Genomic DNA, 13,023 nt, shown 5'->3' on the forward strand with positions numbered 1-13,023 from the left:
GTTGAAGGCGCCTAGGACAGGCTACGCTGCGGGTCGAGGCGGCTTGCGGTACTGTCCAGCAGGGGCTCTGGCAATCCCAGCAGTCGATCGGCCAGTAGTTCGGCCGCGAGCGGTGCGTACAGGAGCCCGCGCGATCCGTGAGCCGCGTTCAACCATACCCGTTGGTCGGGGTTACGGCTGCTGGCGCCGGCCAGTGGCAAGCGATCACGAACCACGGCGCGCGTTCCAGTCCAGCGGCTCAGCGTCTCGATCTTGGTCGGATCATCAAGCCCCGGGACCCAGCTCAGATGTTCCAGATTGAGCTGGTCGTCCTCGGCACGGGGAGTGGTATCAGGCAGGGTATGCCGCGGATGTGGTGGTTGCGTGCGCCGATAAGTGGCGCCGATCCAGGCCTCGCCGGGGCCTAGGGGGATGCAGTAGCCCTGTCCCGTCGAGACCTGTCCGCCCCAGTCCGGCAGCGGGGCACGAATCCGGGTCATCTGTCCGGACACGGTGGACACCTGTTTCAGTTCAGGGCACAGGGGACGGGTACCGGGCGCCGCTGTAGCAACCACTACATGATCCCATGGCGTCGAAGGCTCGTTCGCTTCGCCTTCTTCGGTCACCAGGCGCAGGCCTTCGCCGGCAGCCTGCAGACCCGTAACTCTTTGGGCTTCGACGGTGGGGAGCAGCTGTGCAAGCGCCGTGCAGAATTGCGCCAGGTCAAGGCCGCACCCTGCAGGATAGTAGAGGCGTGGCTCGGGTCCCGAGTTTGGGCCCACCTCAAGGTCGAACAGGCAGCCGGTGTGTTCCCGACCCGCGCGCAGCAGGCGCTGAACACGCTTTCGACCGTGTGCGCTGACACCATGAAACGAGACCCCTTCCGCCAGCACGGGGTTGATCCCGGTCTGCCGGGTGATCTCGGCCAGCAGGGCACGGGTCGAGCGCATCCCGGCCAGCGCCAGGTGGTTCAACTCGGTGTCCCTGAAGTGCGGATTCGGCAACAGGACAGCAGCCGGGTTGCCCGATGCGCCGCCGCCGGTCCCGGCGGGATCGAACAGTCGCACGTCGCAGCCTCTTTGCTGCAGAGCGAATGCGGTCGCAAGCCCCGCGAGACCTGCGCCCACGACCGCAACGCGGGGGCATTCGGCTCTCGCGGGCGGCAGGCCCGCATACCGCCCCTTGAGGCGTTCGCGTTTGCCGCCATGCCCCGGGGCACGTTCCACCGCAAATCCGACGGCCTCCAGGTCCCTGCGCACCTGTCCCGCGGCGGTATAGGTGCCAAAGGTCGCGCCAGGGTGTGAAAGCCGGGCGATCTGACGAAAGACCGCCGTGTTCCACAGGCCGGGGTTCGATCGTGGCGCAAAACCGTCCAGGAACCAGGCATCAATGCCACCGCGAAGCTGTGCAAGCAATGGGGCCGCATCCCCCAGACCGAGCGTCAGCACGGCTCGCGCATCGGGGAAAACGATCCGGTGCAGGCCCGTGACCGCAGGCGGATACTGCGCCCGCAGGGCTCGCGCATCGGCGTCATCCAGCCCCAGGTGTTGGTGGACTTCCTCCAGGCTGCCTGGCGACAGCGGGTGGGCTTCGAGGCTCAGCAGGGAGAGAAAAGCGCCGGGCGGTGCATGCTGCCGCCACTCCTGCAGTGCGAGCAGGATGTTCAGGCCCGTGCCGAAACCGGTTTCTCCGACTGCAAAGCACCCGCCGCTCGCGAAGCGTCGCGGTAGATCATTGGCTTCGATGAAGACTTCTCGAGCCTCGGCCCTGGGGTCGTCCGATCCGAAGTAGGCGTCCTGGTACTGCGGTGCGTAGGGGCGACCATCACGCCAGACGAGTTGTGCTGGCGAAAGTGGCTCACAGGGGATGGCAGGCGAGTGTACGGGAGTGACCATGAAGGCGCGCCCTACTGGGGCGCGTTGTTCGACCTTCGTGTTACTGAGCCAGCAACTCGTCGTAGGGAGTGAACGCGACCTGCGTGTTGCGCACGCCGTTGTCGAGCTGCGCCAGGAGGGTCTGGCTCAGGCCCTTGAACTTCTCCAGTTCCTCGCCCGCGAGGGACTCGCTTTCCGGCAGTTCCACGCGCATCGGGTCGCGTGGCTGATTGTTCACATGGATCTCGTAGTGCAGGTGTGGCCCGGTCGAGCGCCCTGTATTGCCGGACAGGGCGATGCGCTCGCCGCGCTTTACGGTGTCGCCTACGCTGACCAGTTGGCGGTGCAGGTGGAGATACCGGGTAGAGTAGCCCTGCCCATGCTCGATCACGATAAAGCGACCCGCGTATGGATGGTTCTCCACACGGGTGACGCGGCCGTCCGCGGGGGCATTGATTGGAGTGCCGATCGGCATGGCGAAATCCGTCCCGGAATGCGGTGCTACGCGGCCCGTGACCGGGTGGCGTCGGCGTGGGTCAAAACCGGAACTGATACGGTAATTGCCCGAGAACGGACGACGATCGAATGGTGGCAGCAGGCTCTCACCGTCCGGCGTGTAGAAGCGGCCATTGGAGTTGCGGGCCGCACGTACCGAGATGCGCTGTCCTTCGTAGTCGAAGGCCAGCAGGCGAAGATTGTGCGGGGTGTCGTCGCCGACCAGGGTTTCCATTTCCAGCAGCAGGGTGAACTCGTCACCGGAGCGGGCCTGGGTACGCACCGGGAGGTAGCGATCCAGCAGCACGGCGATGGCGCCCGCCGCGCGTGGCGAGAGGTCCGTACGTTGTGCCAATGCGGCGGACACATTGCCCTCAATCTCGGCGCTGATCACCATGTGGCTGATCTCGCGCCCGTTTTCGACCTCGCCGCGCTCGAAGTCCCAGCCATCTTCCTCGCGGATCCATTCGTAGCCGCTTGCACGGTCGGTCCAGAGGCGAAGATGGGTCAGGTAGCCTTCTTCGTCCACCTGCCATTCGATCTCCTGCCCGGGCCGGATGCGGTTGAGGATCGAGGCGTTCTCGTCATCGTCCAGAAGGCGATAGAGGGTCGCCAGCGGCAGGTCCCAGTCCCGTTGCCACAGGCTGGTCAGGCGCTCACCGCTCTTGAGCTTGTGGTTGTTCCAGTCCGAGCGGTCCTGTTCGGCCACGCGATCCTCGCCTTCGTCGAGGTCGAAGGTTTCGTACGAAGTGGGGTAGTCGGTCTCGTCGTCGAACCCGGAGTCATTGATCAGGTCGGTTGCGTAGGCGACCTTGGTGGCCTTGGCGTCGAAGTGCGAACCGGCAGTTCCGGCCGCGGCCTGCTCATTTGGCTGGGAGAGTCGCTCGGCCTGACCATTCTGGCCATCGGGGGAAATGGTGGGCACCATCGGCGACATCTTGCCGTTGGCCCCGGCCTGCAACGCCGCGATATCGAGCGGTTGCGAGGTTTCGGCGGGCTGAGAAGCGAGAAGAAGACTGGCGCTGATCGCTACAGCGAGCCCGGCTGCGCCGAGAAGAAAGACGGGTGGGATCTTTCGTTTGACGCCCATATGGCCTCTGCCCGGAAAAGTTTCCGCTTTATACCACGTTTTTTCCGGTAATAAACCCCCTCTTGCCCACGTTGCGCGGAGTCGCGGGCAGGGTGGCGTTGTCGTGATGCATCAGGACCGGACCCCGATCCCCTTGTTCAAAAGTATCAGGGCCGCCGTGTACAGGACCGCGATGAAGGCCACAATTACGGCAAACGAGACCATGATGGGGAAGTCGCTGGAGCCGAGACTGCCGTAGCGAAATCCGTCCACCATGTAGAGGATCGGGTTGAGCATCGATACGCCCTGCCAGAACTCGGGGAGCAGGCTGACCGAATAGAACACGCCGCCGAGATAGGTCAGGGGAGTGAGCACGAAGGTGGGCACGATCGCGATGTCGTCGAAGGTGCGGGCGAATACGCCGTTGATCAGCCCCCCCAGGGCGAACAGGATCGAGGTGAGCAGGACGACGACCAGCATCACGCCGATGTTGTGGATGCTCAGGGGGCTGAAGAACAGCGAAACGAGCAGGACTGCTACGCCGACGCTGAGCCCGCGGGCCACGCCCCCGAACACAAAACCGAGGATGATAACGCTGTTCGGGATCGGCGAAACCAGCATCTCTTCGATATGGCGCTGGAACTTCGAGCCAAAGAAGGACGAGACCACGTTCGAATAACTGTTGGTGATCACTGCGAGCATGATCAGCCCGGGGACGATGAAGTCCATGTAGCGAAAGCCGTCCATGTCTCCGATGCGCTCGCCGATCAGACCCCCGAAGATGATGAAGTACAGGGCGGTAGTGATCACCGGCGGCAGGATGGTCTGCACCCAGATGCGTGCGAAGCGCAGCACTTCCTTGGTCACAATAGTGCGAAAGGCGACCCAGTAGTCGTGCAGGTGACGCGCGCTCATTGTGGATTCTCCGGCTGCTCGGTCGCGCCTTCGGCACCGGGGGTAAGATGGCTCGGTTCCGGCTCGCTGCGTGTCATCCGCAGGAACAATTCTTCCAGACGATTAGCCTTGTTGCGCATGCTCTGAACCTTCAACCCCGCCTGGTCCAGGGTGCGGAAGAGGTCGTTCAGGTGCTGCCCCCGCTGGATGTCGGCCTCCAGGGTGAGTTCGTCGATCTGCCGGATCGGGATGTCCGTGTCGCGGGGGAGCTGCAGGACCGGCTCGCTGAGATCCAGCACCATGGTCTCGGTTTCGAGCTTCGCGAGCAGCTGTTTCATGGTTGTGTTCTCGACGATCTGGCCGTCATCGATGATTGCGATGTTGCGGCAGAGGGACTCGGCCTCTTCCAGGTAATGCGTGGTGAGGATGATGCTGCGGCCATCGGTATTGATGCGCCGGAGGAAATCCCACATGGAGCGACGCAGCTCGATGTCCACGCCAGCGGTAGGCTCGTCCAGGATCAGCAGTTTGGGTTCGTGCACCAGGGCACGGGCGATCATGAGTCGGCGTTTCATCCCGCCGGACAGGGTGCGGGCCATGTCCTTGCGCTTCTCCCAAAGCCCCAGCTCGCGCAGGTAGTGCTCGGTGCGGCGCCAGGCCTCGTGGCGCGGGATGCCGTAGTAGCCCGCCTGGTTCACCACGATCTCGCCGATCGGCTCGAAGTTGTTGAAATTGAACTCCTGCGGGACCAAGCCGATCGAGCGCTTCACGGCCTGTTGGTCGCGATCCAGGTCGTGCCCGAACACGCGCACCTCCCCGGCGGTCTTGTTGATCAGTGAGGTGATGATGCCGATGGTGGTGGACTTGCCGGCCCCGTTCGGCCCGAGCAGGGCGAAGAAACTCCCGGGCGCCACCTCCAGATCGATGCCCTTCAGGGCCTCGAATCCGTTCTTGTAGGTCTTGCGCAGGCCGCGAATTTCCAGCGCTGGTGACATGCTCACATCCTGTGGCGGTGGGTGTACCGGCCGGGACGGCCAACGGGCGTTATTATGGCCGTTTTGACCGACTCGGGAGGAAAGCCGCGTGGATTCTGCCTTTGTTGAAGCCGCCGACGACGCCATCGATCTGGTACCCGTCACCGCCGACACCCTGGAGGCCCGTCTCGAGGCGGCACCGCCGACCTGGCGCGCCTGGGCCGAGGCGGGGCGCTTCGAGGGCAAGGACGGGCAGGTTTTGCGCGTGCCGGGTCAACAGGGACAGCTGGCCGCGATTCTGGTGGGGTTCGATGCCGATATACCCCTGTGGATGCTGGCGGCGGCCGCCGAGACCCTGGCCACGGGCCACTATCGTCTGCTGACGGATGGGCTCGACCCGGCGACACAGGAGCAGGCCGCGATCGGCTGGGGCCTCGGCTGCTACCGCTTCGACCGTTATCGGGCGGCCGAGGATCGGCCGGCGCCCAAGCTGGTCTGGCCCGAGTCGGTCGACCGCGAGCGGGTGGGGGCCTACATCGAATCCATCGCCATGACCCGCGATCTGATCAACACGCCGGCCGCCGACATGATGCCCGCGAACCTCGCCCTGACCGCGCGCGAACTGGCCGAGGCCTTTGGTTGCAGCCTGCATGTGGTGAGCGACAGCGACGCGCTGGAGAAGTCGTACCCCTGCGTGTATGCGGTGGGGGAGGCGAGTGCGCATGGCCCGCGGGTGATCGAACTCACCTGGGGCCCCGCGGATGCGCCGTCCGTGGTGCTGGTAGGCAAGGGGGTCTGTTTCGATTCTGGTGGCCTGAACCTCAAGCCGGGCAACTCCATGCGCCAGATGAAAAAGGACATGGGCGGTGCGGCGATCGTGCTGGGGCTCGCGCGACTGATCATGGCGACGGAACTGCCGGTTCGGCTGACGGTACTGATTGGCGCGGTCGAGAACGCGGTGGGTTCGCGCGCGTTTCGCCCGGGCGACGTGCTGACCGCGCGCAATGGCAAGACGATCGAGGTCGACAATACCGACGCGGAAGGTCGGCTGGTGCTCGCGGATCTGCTGGATCGGGCCGGCAGCTTCCACCCGGACCTGCTGGTGGACTTCGCCACCCTGACCGGCGCGGCCCGCGTCGCGGTGGGGACCGAGATCAGCGCCGTATTCGCCAGCGATGATGACTGGGCGAAGTCGCTGGAAGCCCCGGCCAGGGCTTGGGACGACCCGGTCTGCCCACTACCGCTGCATGCACCGTATCGCTACATGCTGGACAGCGACGTGGCCGACATCGTCAACAGCTCGACCGGTGGCTACGCCGGCGCGATCACGGCGGGACTGTTCCTGAAGGAATTCGTGCCGGAAGACGTGCCCTGGCTGCACTTCGACATCATGGCGTTCAACGTGCGCGCCCGGCCGGGTCGGCCCAAAGGGGGCGAGGCGATGGGGCTGCGCGCGCTGTACGGGGCACTGGAAGAGCGCTACGCCCGCCAGAAAGCGTAAGCGGGGTTTCAGCGGGCGAGGCGTTCGATCGGGAAGGCGGCGGTATCGGTGATCGCGCGCGCCAGGCCTTCGGCGTAGTGGTCGATCAGGGCCTGACCCAGCTCGGGCGTGGCGCGGTCGGCGGCCCCCACCACGCCGCCTGGATTGAGGTCATCCGCCATCCAGGCGAACGCCGTCTCACCGGTGGGGCCCAGGCGTCGGGTCGTGCCCTCGAGATCCTCGCCCAGCGAATGGGCGTCCGGCGCTCGGTCCATCTGGACGAGTTTCGGTGCCAGCACGCGCATCATGGCTGTTTCGATCAGACCACCGTGCAAGCCATGTCGACACTCGCGTTCGGGGATGTCGATGGTTTTCGGCAGTGGCTGCAGGAAGTAATGGTGCTTGGTGACCAGCAAGCCATGCGCCCGGCGCAGATCCAGCGCGGCGAGTTCCATGATTGCGGTGTTGCCCCCGTGGCTGTTGGCCAGCACCACGCGGCGAAAGCCGGCGTGGGCGACGGCTGCACCGACCTCGCGCAAGACGGCCAGCGCCGTTTCCGGTGTGAGGCTCAGTGTTCCGGCGAAATGGGTATGTTCGGTGCTGGTGGCGATCGCCATTGGCGGCAGTACCAGCGGCTCGAGATCACTCGGGAGGAGTGGCGCCACCGCGTCCAGCAAACCCATGCCGATGCGCAGGTCCGTGTCCAGCGGCAGGTGGGGTCCATGCTGCTCGATCGCGGCCATGGGCAGCACCACGACCGCGTCGCGATGGGCATGGCCGGCGACGGCCTCGGTGGTCAGGTCCTGCCAGCGGATCAGAGTGCGGGTGTCCATTAAGGCAGCGTTGTCCGCGAGCGCGGCCCGGGTCAAGCCCCGCGCAGTCGGGCGTAGATGTCGCCGGAACCCACGCGCTCCACATGCTGCTCCAGCCAGGAGCGGATGGTGTCCGCGGTCTGCCAGGTGTCGAATCGGAAGCAGCGCTGTTCACCCACGATCAGGTTGTACTCGTAGTCACCCAGGGCGGCCAGTTGCGCAAGGCAGTCCTCGGTGACCTCCTCGGCGCCGGAAACGAACTCGAACGACAGTGCGGGGATCGGCTGGCTCAGTCCGCGCAGAACCTCGGCCTCCAGGCCCTCGACGTCGATCTTGCAAAAGGCCGGCAGACCGTGATCGGCAATGAGGTGGTCCAGGGTGATCATGGGGACCGCGACCTGATCGTCCCAGGTCACCTTGCGGAAGCTGCGATTGCGTTTCGCGATCTCGCTTGTGAAGCGCCGGGAGACCGAGGAGACGGTCGGGGTGCTGCGACTGACCTCCAACTGCGCGGTACCATTCTTTGGCCCTACGGCCTCGCGGCGGATCCGCACGCCCGGGAGCCTGGCGGTAGCCCTGCGGAGCAGCCGCAGGATATGGGGCTGGGGCTCGAGCGCGATGACCTGTGCGCCGAGTGCGGCGAAGGCGCGGGTGCGATCCCCGATATGGGCACCGATGTCGAACACCAGATCGCCGGGCCGCACGAATCCGGCGTAGAGGCGGCGCAGGCCGGCCTGGCGCCCGGGTCGCCAGTAGATCGCCATCGAGCGCAGGGTGCCCAGCCACGCCTGCAGGCGCTGGGGGAGCCGGTTGCGTGCGGCGGTGTCCTCGGGCGTGTCCATCTCGGCAGGCTACCGGACGCGGAACGTGCCGGCCATCACGGGGTCCGACAGTAGGTCTATCACCGGGGATGGAGCCCCAGACAGGAGAGTGGCATGCAGAGCAGAGGAATCCGAGGGCGGGGCATCGGCATGATGCTTGCCGCGATGCTGGTCGCGCCAGCGATGCCCGGTGTGGCCAGCGCGGCTTGCCCGGCCCCGGGACAGTGGGCGACGCCGGCTGGCAAGGAACTGGACCGGGTGGAGCTGTTCGCCGAACTGGCACAGGCGGACGCGGTGCTCCTCGGGGAGCGCCACGACCGGATGGATCACCATCGCTGGCAGCTGGGAACGCTGGCAGCCCTGCACGGCCAGCGCCCGGACATGGTCATTGGACTCGAGATGCTGCCACGTTCGGTGCAGCCGGTGCTGGATCAGTGGGTGGCCGGCGAGCTGGACGCGGATGCCTTCCTGCGTGACAGCGACTGGTATATCCACTGGGGCTTCAACCCGGAACTGTACTGGCCGATCCTGCATTTTGCCCGCGTCCATGACGTGCCGCTGGTGGCGCTGAACGTCGAACGCACGCTGGTGCAGCGTCTCGGAGAGGAGGGCTGGGACGCGGTACCGGAGGACGAGCGTTACGGCGTGAGCCAGCCGGCCGATCCCCCCGACGCGTACCGCGAGTATCTGGTGGGCGTGATGGAACGCCATCCGGCGGGTATGGAGCGCGATCCTGATCGGTTCGTCGGGTCGCAATTGGCCTGGGACCGGATGATGGCCGCCGGCATCGCCGACATCCTGGAGGCTTCGGACGATCCACCGCTGGTGGTCGGGATTATCGGCTCCGGTCACCTGCAGTACGGCCATGGTGTACCGCATCAGCTGGCGGATCTGGGCTTTGGAGATGCCCCGGTTCTGCTGCCCCGCGAGTACCGGGAGGATTGCACTGCGGACGATCCGGATCTGGCCCGAGCGGTGTTCGGTATTACCGATGGCGATCGCTTTGAACACAGCTCGCCGATGCTCGGGGTACAGCTGCGCGGCGATGAGGACGGCGGCGTGATCATCCAGGATGTGCAGGCGGGCTCCATCGGCGAGGCCGCGGGCCTGGAGGGAGGCGATCGCGTCCTGCGCGCCGGCGACCAGGCTGTGGAGCGCCCGTCGGATCTGCAACGGATTGTTCAGGGGGTGACGCCGGGTACCTGGCTGCCGCTGGAGATTGAGCGTAACGGAGAGGCCGAAGAGCGCGTGGCCCGATTCCCGTACGCCGAGTAAACGAGGGGGTGATATGCGCACGGTGTGGTGGATCTCGGTCGGCCTTCTGGCATCGCTGGGCGCCTCGGCCGCTTCGGCGGCGGGCGATGATTACGCCCAGCCGGATGCCGACTTCCCTCTTGGTCTGAGCATTCATCTGCACCCGGGCGAGTCGGCCTTCGACGGGCGTCTGGCACTGGATCTGGAGGCCCTGGATCGGGATCCGCCGAGCCGGCTGCGCCTTGATCCCGCCATGGGCGTCGATGCCGTGACCCTGGATGGTGACTCTATCGATCACGAGTTGACCGAGTCGGGCTGGCTGGAGTTGGGGAGCGCGCTGTCCGATCGGGACACCGGCCTCCTGGTCGTCGAGTATGGCGCGCGGTTGTCGCGTCCTGACCAGGTGCGTCCCGGCTCGGGGTTCCTGGGCGAGGAGGCCGGGTTTCTGCCAGCCGGGGCCGGCTGGTATCCCGCACTGGAGGACGAGCCCGTGCCCATACGGATTCACTTGACGGCAGGAGGTGGCCAGAAGGCTGTCGTGTCCGGCTCGCTGGTGGAAGACGGCAATGAAGGGGATGGCTACTGGGCCCGGTACGAACACCCGGCCGCGCGTGATTTGGCGCTCGCCTCCGGCCTCTGGGAGTCGGGCGCGATCGAGGGCGACGGCTGGCAGGTGCGCACCCTTTTCCCACGGGCGCTGCACGAGGCCTTTGGCAAGACCTACCGCGAGAAGACCGTCGAGTACATCGAGCGCTTCGAGTCCGAGATCGGGCCGTATCCGTACAGCAGTCTGACCGTGGCGGCCTCGCCGCAGCCGGTAGGGCTGGCGTTCTCCGGCTTTACGCTCTTGGGCGAGCAGGTGATCCCGCTTCCCTTTATCCCGCATACCTCGCTGGGGCACGAGGTCCTGCACATGTGGTGGGGCACGGGCGTCTATGTCGATCGTTCGGGTGGCAACTGGTCGGAGGGGCTGACCACCTACATGGCGGACTACCAGTTCAAGCGCGAGGCGGGCGAGGGGCGCGAGGAGCGAGGGCAGTGGTTGCGCGACTACGCGGCGCTCCCGCCGGATGAGGATCGCGCTCACGGCGAATACCAGGGCGGCAACCAGGGCGCGCGGCGCATCGCCGGCTATCACCGTGGCGCGATGATCTGGCGGATGCTTGAGGACTGGGTCGGGCGCGACGCCTTTCTGGAAGGCACCCGCACGCTCTACAACGACTGGAAGGGGCGCGAGGCGGACTGGGATGCATTGATCGCGGCCTTCGATTCCGCCACCGACGAGGAGCTGGAGCCGTTCTTCCGCCAGTGGATCGATCGGCGCGGTGCGCCGGCGCTCGAGCTGGCCGATCTCGCCGTCGAGCAGGAGACGAATGGGTGGACGTTGTCGGGCACGTTGCGTCAGTCCGGCGATGACGAACCCTGGGATCTGCGGGTGCCCCTCGTGATCGAGACCGAACAGGGGTCGGAGACGTTCTGGATTGCGCTGGCCGACCGTGAAAAGGCGTTCGAGGTGGATCTGGATGCCGAGCCACTGCGCGTCGCTGCGGACCCGGACTGGCGGCTGTTTCGCCATCTGGCAGACGAAGAATCCCCGGCGATCCTGCGCCGCGCCGCACTGGACCCGGACACACAGGTGATCGCGTTGGGTTCGGCGCGGCCGGTCGAGGTCGCGCCCTGGCTGGGGCGCGCACCCGAGCAGAGCCAGAACGTGGAAGGGACTCGCATCGTGCTAGGCGAGCCGGATTCGGTCCGCGACTGGCTGCGCGCCCGCGAGTGGCCGGAGTCGCCGGCGGCGATCGACAGCGATCTGCCCGAGTCCCCGGACGCTGCCGCCTGGGCCGTGCCCGGCGAGGACGTGATCGTGATTGCGGCCCCGGACGCGCAAGAACGACGCGCACTGGCGGGCGAGCTGCGCCACCGGGCGCATTACAGCTATGTACTGCTGGAAGGGGACGAGAGGGACACCGGGCACTGGGCCACGCCGGGGATCTGGAAGGAACTGCAATGACAGAGGCGTTCGAGCTGGATAGGCGCCTGCAAGCGGATACCTGGTTCGTCGCGGACTGGCGGCTGTCAACATTGCTGCTGATGGATCACGCGGCGATCCCGTGGTTCATCCTGGTCCCGCGCCGAGCAGGTCTGCGCGAGTTGCATGACCTTGGGCCCGACGATGCGGCGATGCTGGTTCGGGAGTCTTGGGTTCTGGCGCGGGCGATGCAGGCGGCATTCGAGCCGCAGACGCTGAATGTGGCCAAGCTGGGCAATATCGTCGAGCAGTTGCACCTTCACCATGTCGCCCGGCAACCGGGCGATCCAGCTTGGCCCGGGCCGGTCTGGGGTGTCCCCGCCGAGCGGGGCCTGCAAAAGAACGAGGCCGAGGACCGCATGCAGCGGGTCCTCGGCCTCGTCGAAGAGCTCGGTTAGGTCGGTTTAGAAGCGGTAACCGACGTTCATTCCGAAGGTCCACGGGTCGATCTCGACGGTGCCGATGCGGTTGCCGTCCAGACGCGCGGTGCTTTCGATGTCGATCCAGCGCACCTCGGTATTCAGGAACCAGTTGTCGTCCAGCGCGATGTCGATCCCGGCCTGCAGTGCAACACCCCAGGAATCATCGAGTCGCAGGCGGCTATCCGAAAGGCCTCCGCGGGTGGTCGTGTCAAAGAAGTGGGTGTAATTCACGCCGGCCCCCAGGTACGGGCGGAACGCCGAGCCGGTGTTGAAGTGATACTGCAGGCTCAGGGTCGGCGGCAGCAGACGGGTGTAGCCGACGTTGCCCAGACCTTCCAGGGCGATGTTGTGCTTGAACGGGATCCCGACCAGCAGCTCCAGGCCGAGGTTGTCGGTGAACATGTAGGTGACGGTACCGGTCGGGCGGGTGTTGGAGCCGACGTCCACGCTCAGATCAGCCGGGGTCAGTTCGCCGTTGTCGGACTTGGGCGAAATGTGGGTCAAGCCGCCGCGCAGCAGCCAGTCGCCGGCGGAGACATCCGCACTGGCCGCGGTCGCATGGGCCGGGATCAGGGCCGCCGGGGCCAGCAGGGTGGCCAGGGCAAGGGAACGAAAGGTCAGGGTGCGGCGCATGTTCGGGTTCTCCGATGACGTGAATGTTCGGAGGTACTATCACCTGCTAAACATTAGGGCTTGTTGATGCAGATCATGTGCGATGACGTTATCGGAAGGGCAGCCGTTGCTCACCGAAGCCGTAGAACCCTCTGTGGGCAGAAGGCTCCTGCCGATCCAGTGGCCTCAGCACTCCGTAGGCATGTTCACCGCCGATCGGATGAGCGCGCTTGTGCATCCGGGACCCGGCGGGAGGCCATGCCAAAACTGCCCATGGCGCCGATGAGCACGGCGCGATAGGGTGTTTG

Annotated in this window: 11 protein-coding genes; 4 read left to right on the top strand and 7 right to left on the bottom strand. The window is 65.9% G+C overall.

Annotated elements, in window-relative coordinates:
* Positions 1-11 precede the first annotated feature (11 nt).
* The 4 genes from mnmD to F623_RS0105960 all read right to left on the bottom strand — a co-directional run bounded on the left by mnmD (position 12) and on the right by F623_RS0105960 (position 5,306).
* Positions 12-1,874, bottom strand: a complete 1,863-nt coding sequence (gene mnmD, locus F623_RS0105945) for a tRNA (5-methylaminomethyl-2-thiouridine)(34)-methyltransferase MnmD (RefSeq protein ID WP_018861267.1) — start codon at positions 1,872-1,874, stop codon at positions 12-14.
* A gap of 40 nt (positions 1,875-1,914) precedes the next feature.
* A complete protein-coding gene (locus tag F623_RS0105950; protein WP_369771389.1) occupies positions 1,915-3,438 on the bottom strand; it encodes a peptidoglycan DD-metalloendopeptidase family protein in 1,524 nt (507 codons plus the stop codon).
* A 111-nt stretch (positions 3,439-3,549) separates the two neighbouring features.
* Positions 3,550-4,332, bottom strand: coding sequence for an ABC transporter permease (locus tag F623_RS0105955; protein ID WP_018861269.1), 783 nt, complete (start codon positions 4,330-4,332; stop codon positions 3,550-3,552).
* Positions 4,329-5,306 carry an ABC transporter ATP-binding protein gene (locus tag F623_RS0105960; protein ID WP_018861270.1) on the bottom strand — a complete coding sequence of 326 codons (978 nt, stop codon included), beginning with the start codon at positions 5,304-5,306 and terminating at the stop codon, positions 4,329-4,331. Before F623_RS0105960 ends, F623_RS0105955 begins: the two co-directional genes overlap by 4 nt.
* Positions 5,307-5,394: 88 nt before the next feature.
* Between F623_RS0105960 and F623_RS0105965 the strand changes: the two genes are divergently transcribed.
* On the top strand, positions 5,395-6,786 hold the full coding sequence (locus F623_RS0105965) for a M17 family metallopeptidase (protein ID WP_018868258.1): 1,392 nt from the start codon (positions 5,395-5,397) through the stop codon (positions 6,784-6,786).
* Positions 6,787-6,794: 8 nt separating this feature from the next.
* On the opposite strand, the gene F623_RS0105970 is transcribed toward F623_RS0105965, so the two are convergent.
* Together F623_RS0105970 and F623_RS0105975 are read right to left on the bottom strand one after the other, a co-directional pair.
* The gene (locus F623_RS0105970; RefSeq protein WP_018868257.1) at positions 6,795-7,598 is read right to left on the bottom strand and encodes a creatininase family protein; all 804 of its coding nucleotides are present in this window, start codon (positions 7,596-7,598) and stop codon (positions 6,795-6,797) included.
* A 32-nt stretch (positions 7,599-7,630) separates the two neighbouring features.
* Positions 7,631-8,419 carry an FkbM family methyltransferase gene (locus F623_RS0105975; protein ID WP_018868256.1) on the bottom strand — a complete coding sequence of 263 codons (789 nt, stop codon included), beginning with the start codon at positions 8,417-8,419 and terminating at the stop codon, positions 7,631-7,633.
* A gap of 132 nt (positions 8,420-8,551) precedes the next feature.
* On the opposite strand from F623_RS0105975, the gene F623_RS0105980 reads away from it, so the two are divergent.
* The 3 genes from F623_RS0105980 to F623_RS0105990 are packed head-to-tail and all read left to right on the top strand — an operon-like array spanning position 8,552 to position 12,079.
* Complete coding sequence (locus tag F623_RS0105980) at positions 8,552-9,673, top strand: ChaN family lipoprotein (RefSeq protein ID WP_038040359.1); 1,122 nt, start codon at positions 8,552-8,554, stop codon at positions 9,671-9,673.
* Positions 9,674-9,686: 13 nt separating this feature from the next.
* Positions 9,687-11,663, top strand: coding sequence for a M1 family metallopeptidase (locus tag F623_RS0105985; RefSeq protein WP_018868254.1), 1,977 nt, complete (start codon positions 9,687-9,689; stop codon positions 11,661-11,663).
* Positions 11,660-12,079 carry an HIT domain-containing protein gene (locus tag F623_RS0105990; protein ID WP_018868253.1) on the top strand — a complete coding sequence of 140 codons (420 nt, stop codon included), beginning with the start codon at positions 11,660-11,662 and terminating at the stop codon, positions 12,077-12,079. Before F623_RS0105985 ends, F623_RS0105990 begins: the two co-directional genes overlap by 4 nt.
* Before the next feature lie 6 nt (positions 12,080-12,085).
* On the opposite strand, the gene F623_RS0105995 is transcribed toward F623_RS0105990, so the two are convergent.
* The gene (locus F623_RS0105995; RefSeq protein ID WP_018861277.1) at positions 12,086-12,736 is read right to left on the bottom strand and encodes an OmpW family protein; all 651 of its coding nucleotides are present in this window, start codon (positions 12,734-12,736) and stop codon (positions 12,086-12,088) included.
* Between the last annotated feature and the right edge of the window lie 287 nt (positions 12,737-13,023).

Origin of the sequence: Thioalkalivibrio sp. ALD1 (assembly GCF_000381245.1) — a bacterium.
GTDB lineage: Bacteria > Pseudomonadota > Gammaproteobacteria > Ectothiorhodospirales > Ectothiorhodospiraceae > Thioalkalivibrio.

What these genes read in the sequence shown, in the direction of transcription:
- F623_RS0105955 (WP_018861269.1), bottom strand. Translation starts at nt 4,332, where the DNA reads ATGAGCGCGCGTCACCTGCACGACTACTGGGTCGCCTTTCGCACTATT.
- mnmD (WP_018861267.1), bottom strand. Translation starts at nt 1,874, where the DNA reads ATGGTCACTCCCGTACACTCGCCTGCCATCCCCTGTGAGCCACTTTCG.
- F623_RS0105970 (WP_018868257.1), bottom strand. Translation starts at nt 7,598, where the DNA reads ATGGACACCCGCACTCTGATCCGCTGGCAGGACCTGACCACCGAGGCC.
- F623_RS0105950 (WP_369771389.1), bottom strand. Translation starts at nt 3,438, where the DNA reads ATGGGCGTCAAACGAAAGATCCCACCCGTCTTTCTTCTCGGCGCAGCC.
- F623_RS0105975 (WP_018868256.1), bottom strand. Translation starts at nt 8,419, where the DNA reads ATGGACACGCCCGAGGACACCGCCGCACGCAACCGGCTCCCCCAGCGC.
- F623_RS0105995 (WP_018861277.1), bottom strand. Translation starts at nt 12,736, where the DNA reads ATGCGCCGCACCCTGACCTTTCGTTCCCTTGCCCTGGCCACCCTGCTG.
- F623_RS0105960 (WP_018861270.1), bottom strand. Translation starts at nt 5,306, where the DNA reads ATGTCACCAGCGCTGGAAATTCGCGGCCTGCGCAAGACCTACAAGAAC.
- F623_RS0105985 (WP_018868254.1), top strand. Translation starts at nt 9,687, where the DNA reads ATGCGCACGGTGTGGTGGATCTCGGTCGGCCTTCTGGCATCGCTGGGC.
- F623_RS0105980 (WP_038040359.1), top strand. Translation starts at nt 8,552, where the DNA reads ATGCTTGCCGCGATGCTGGTCGCGCCAGCGATGCCCGGTGTGGCCAGC.
- F623_RS0105990 (WP_018868253.1), top strand. Translation starts at nt 11,660, where the DNA reads ATGACAGAGGCGTTCGAGCTGGATAGGCGCCTGCAAGCGGATACCTGG.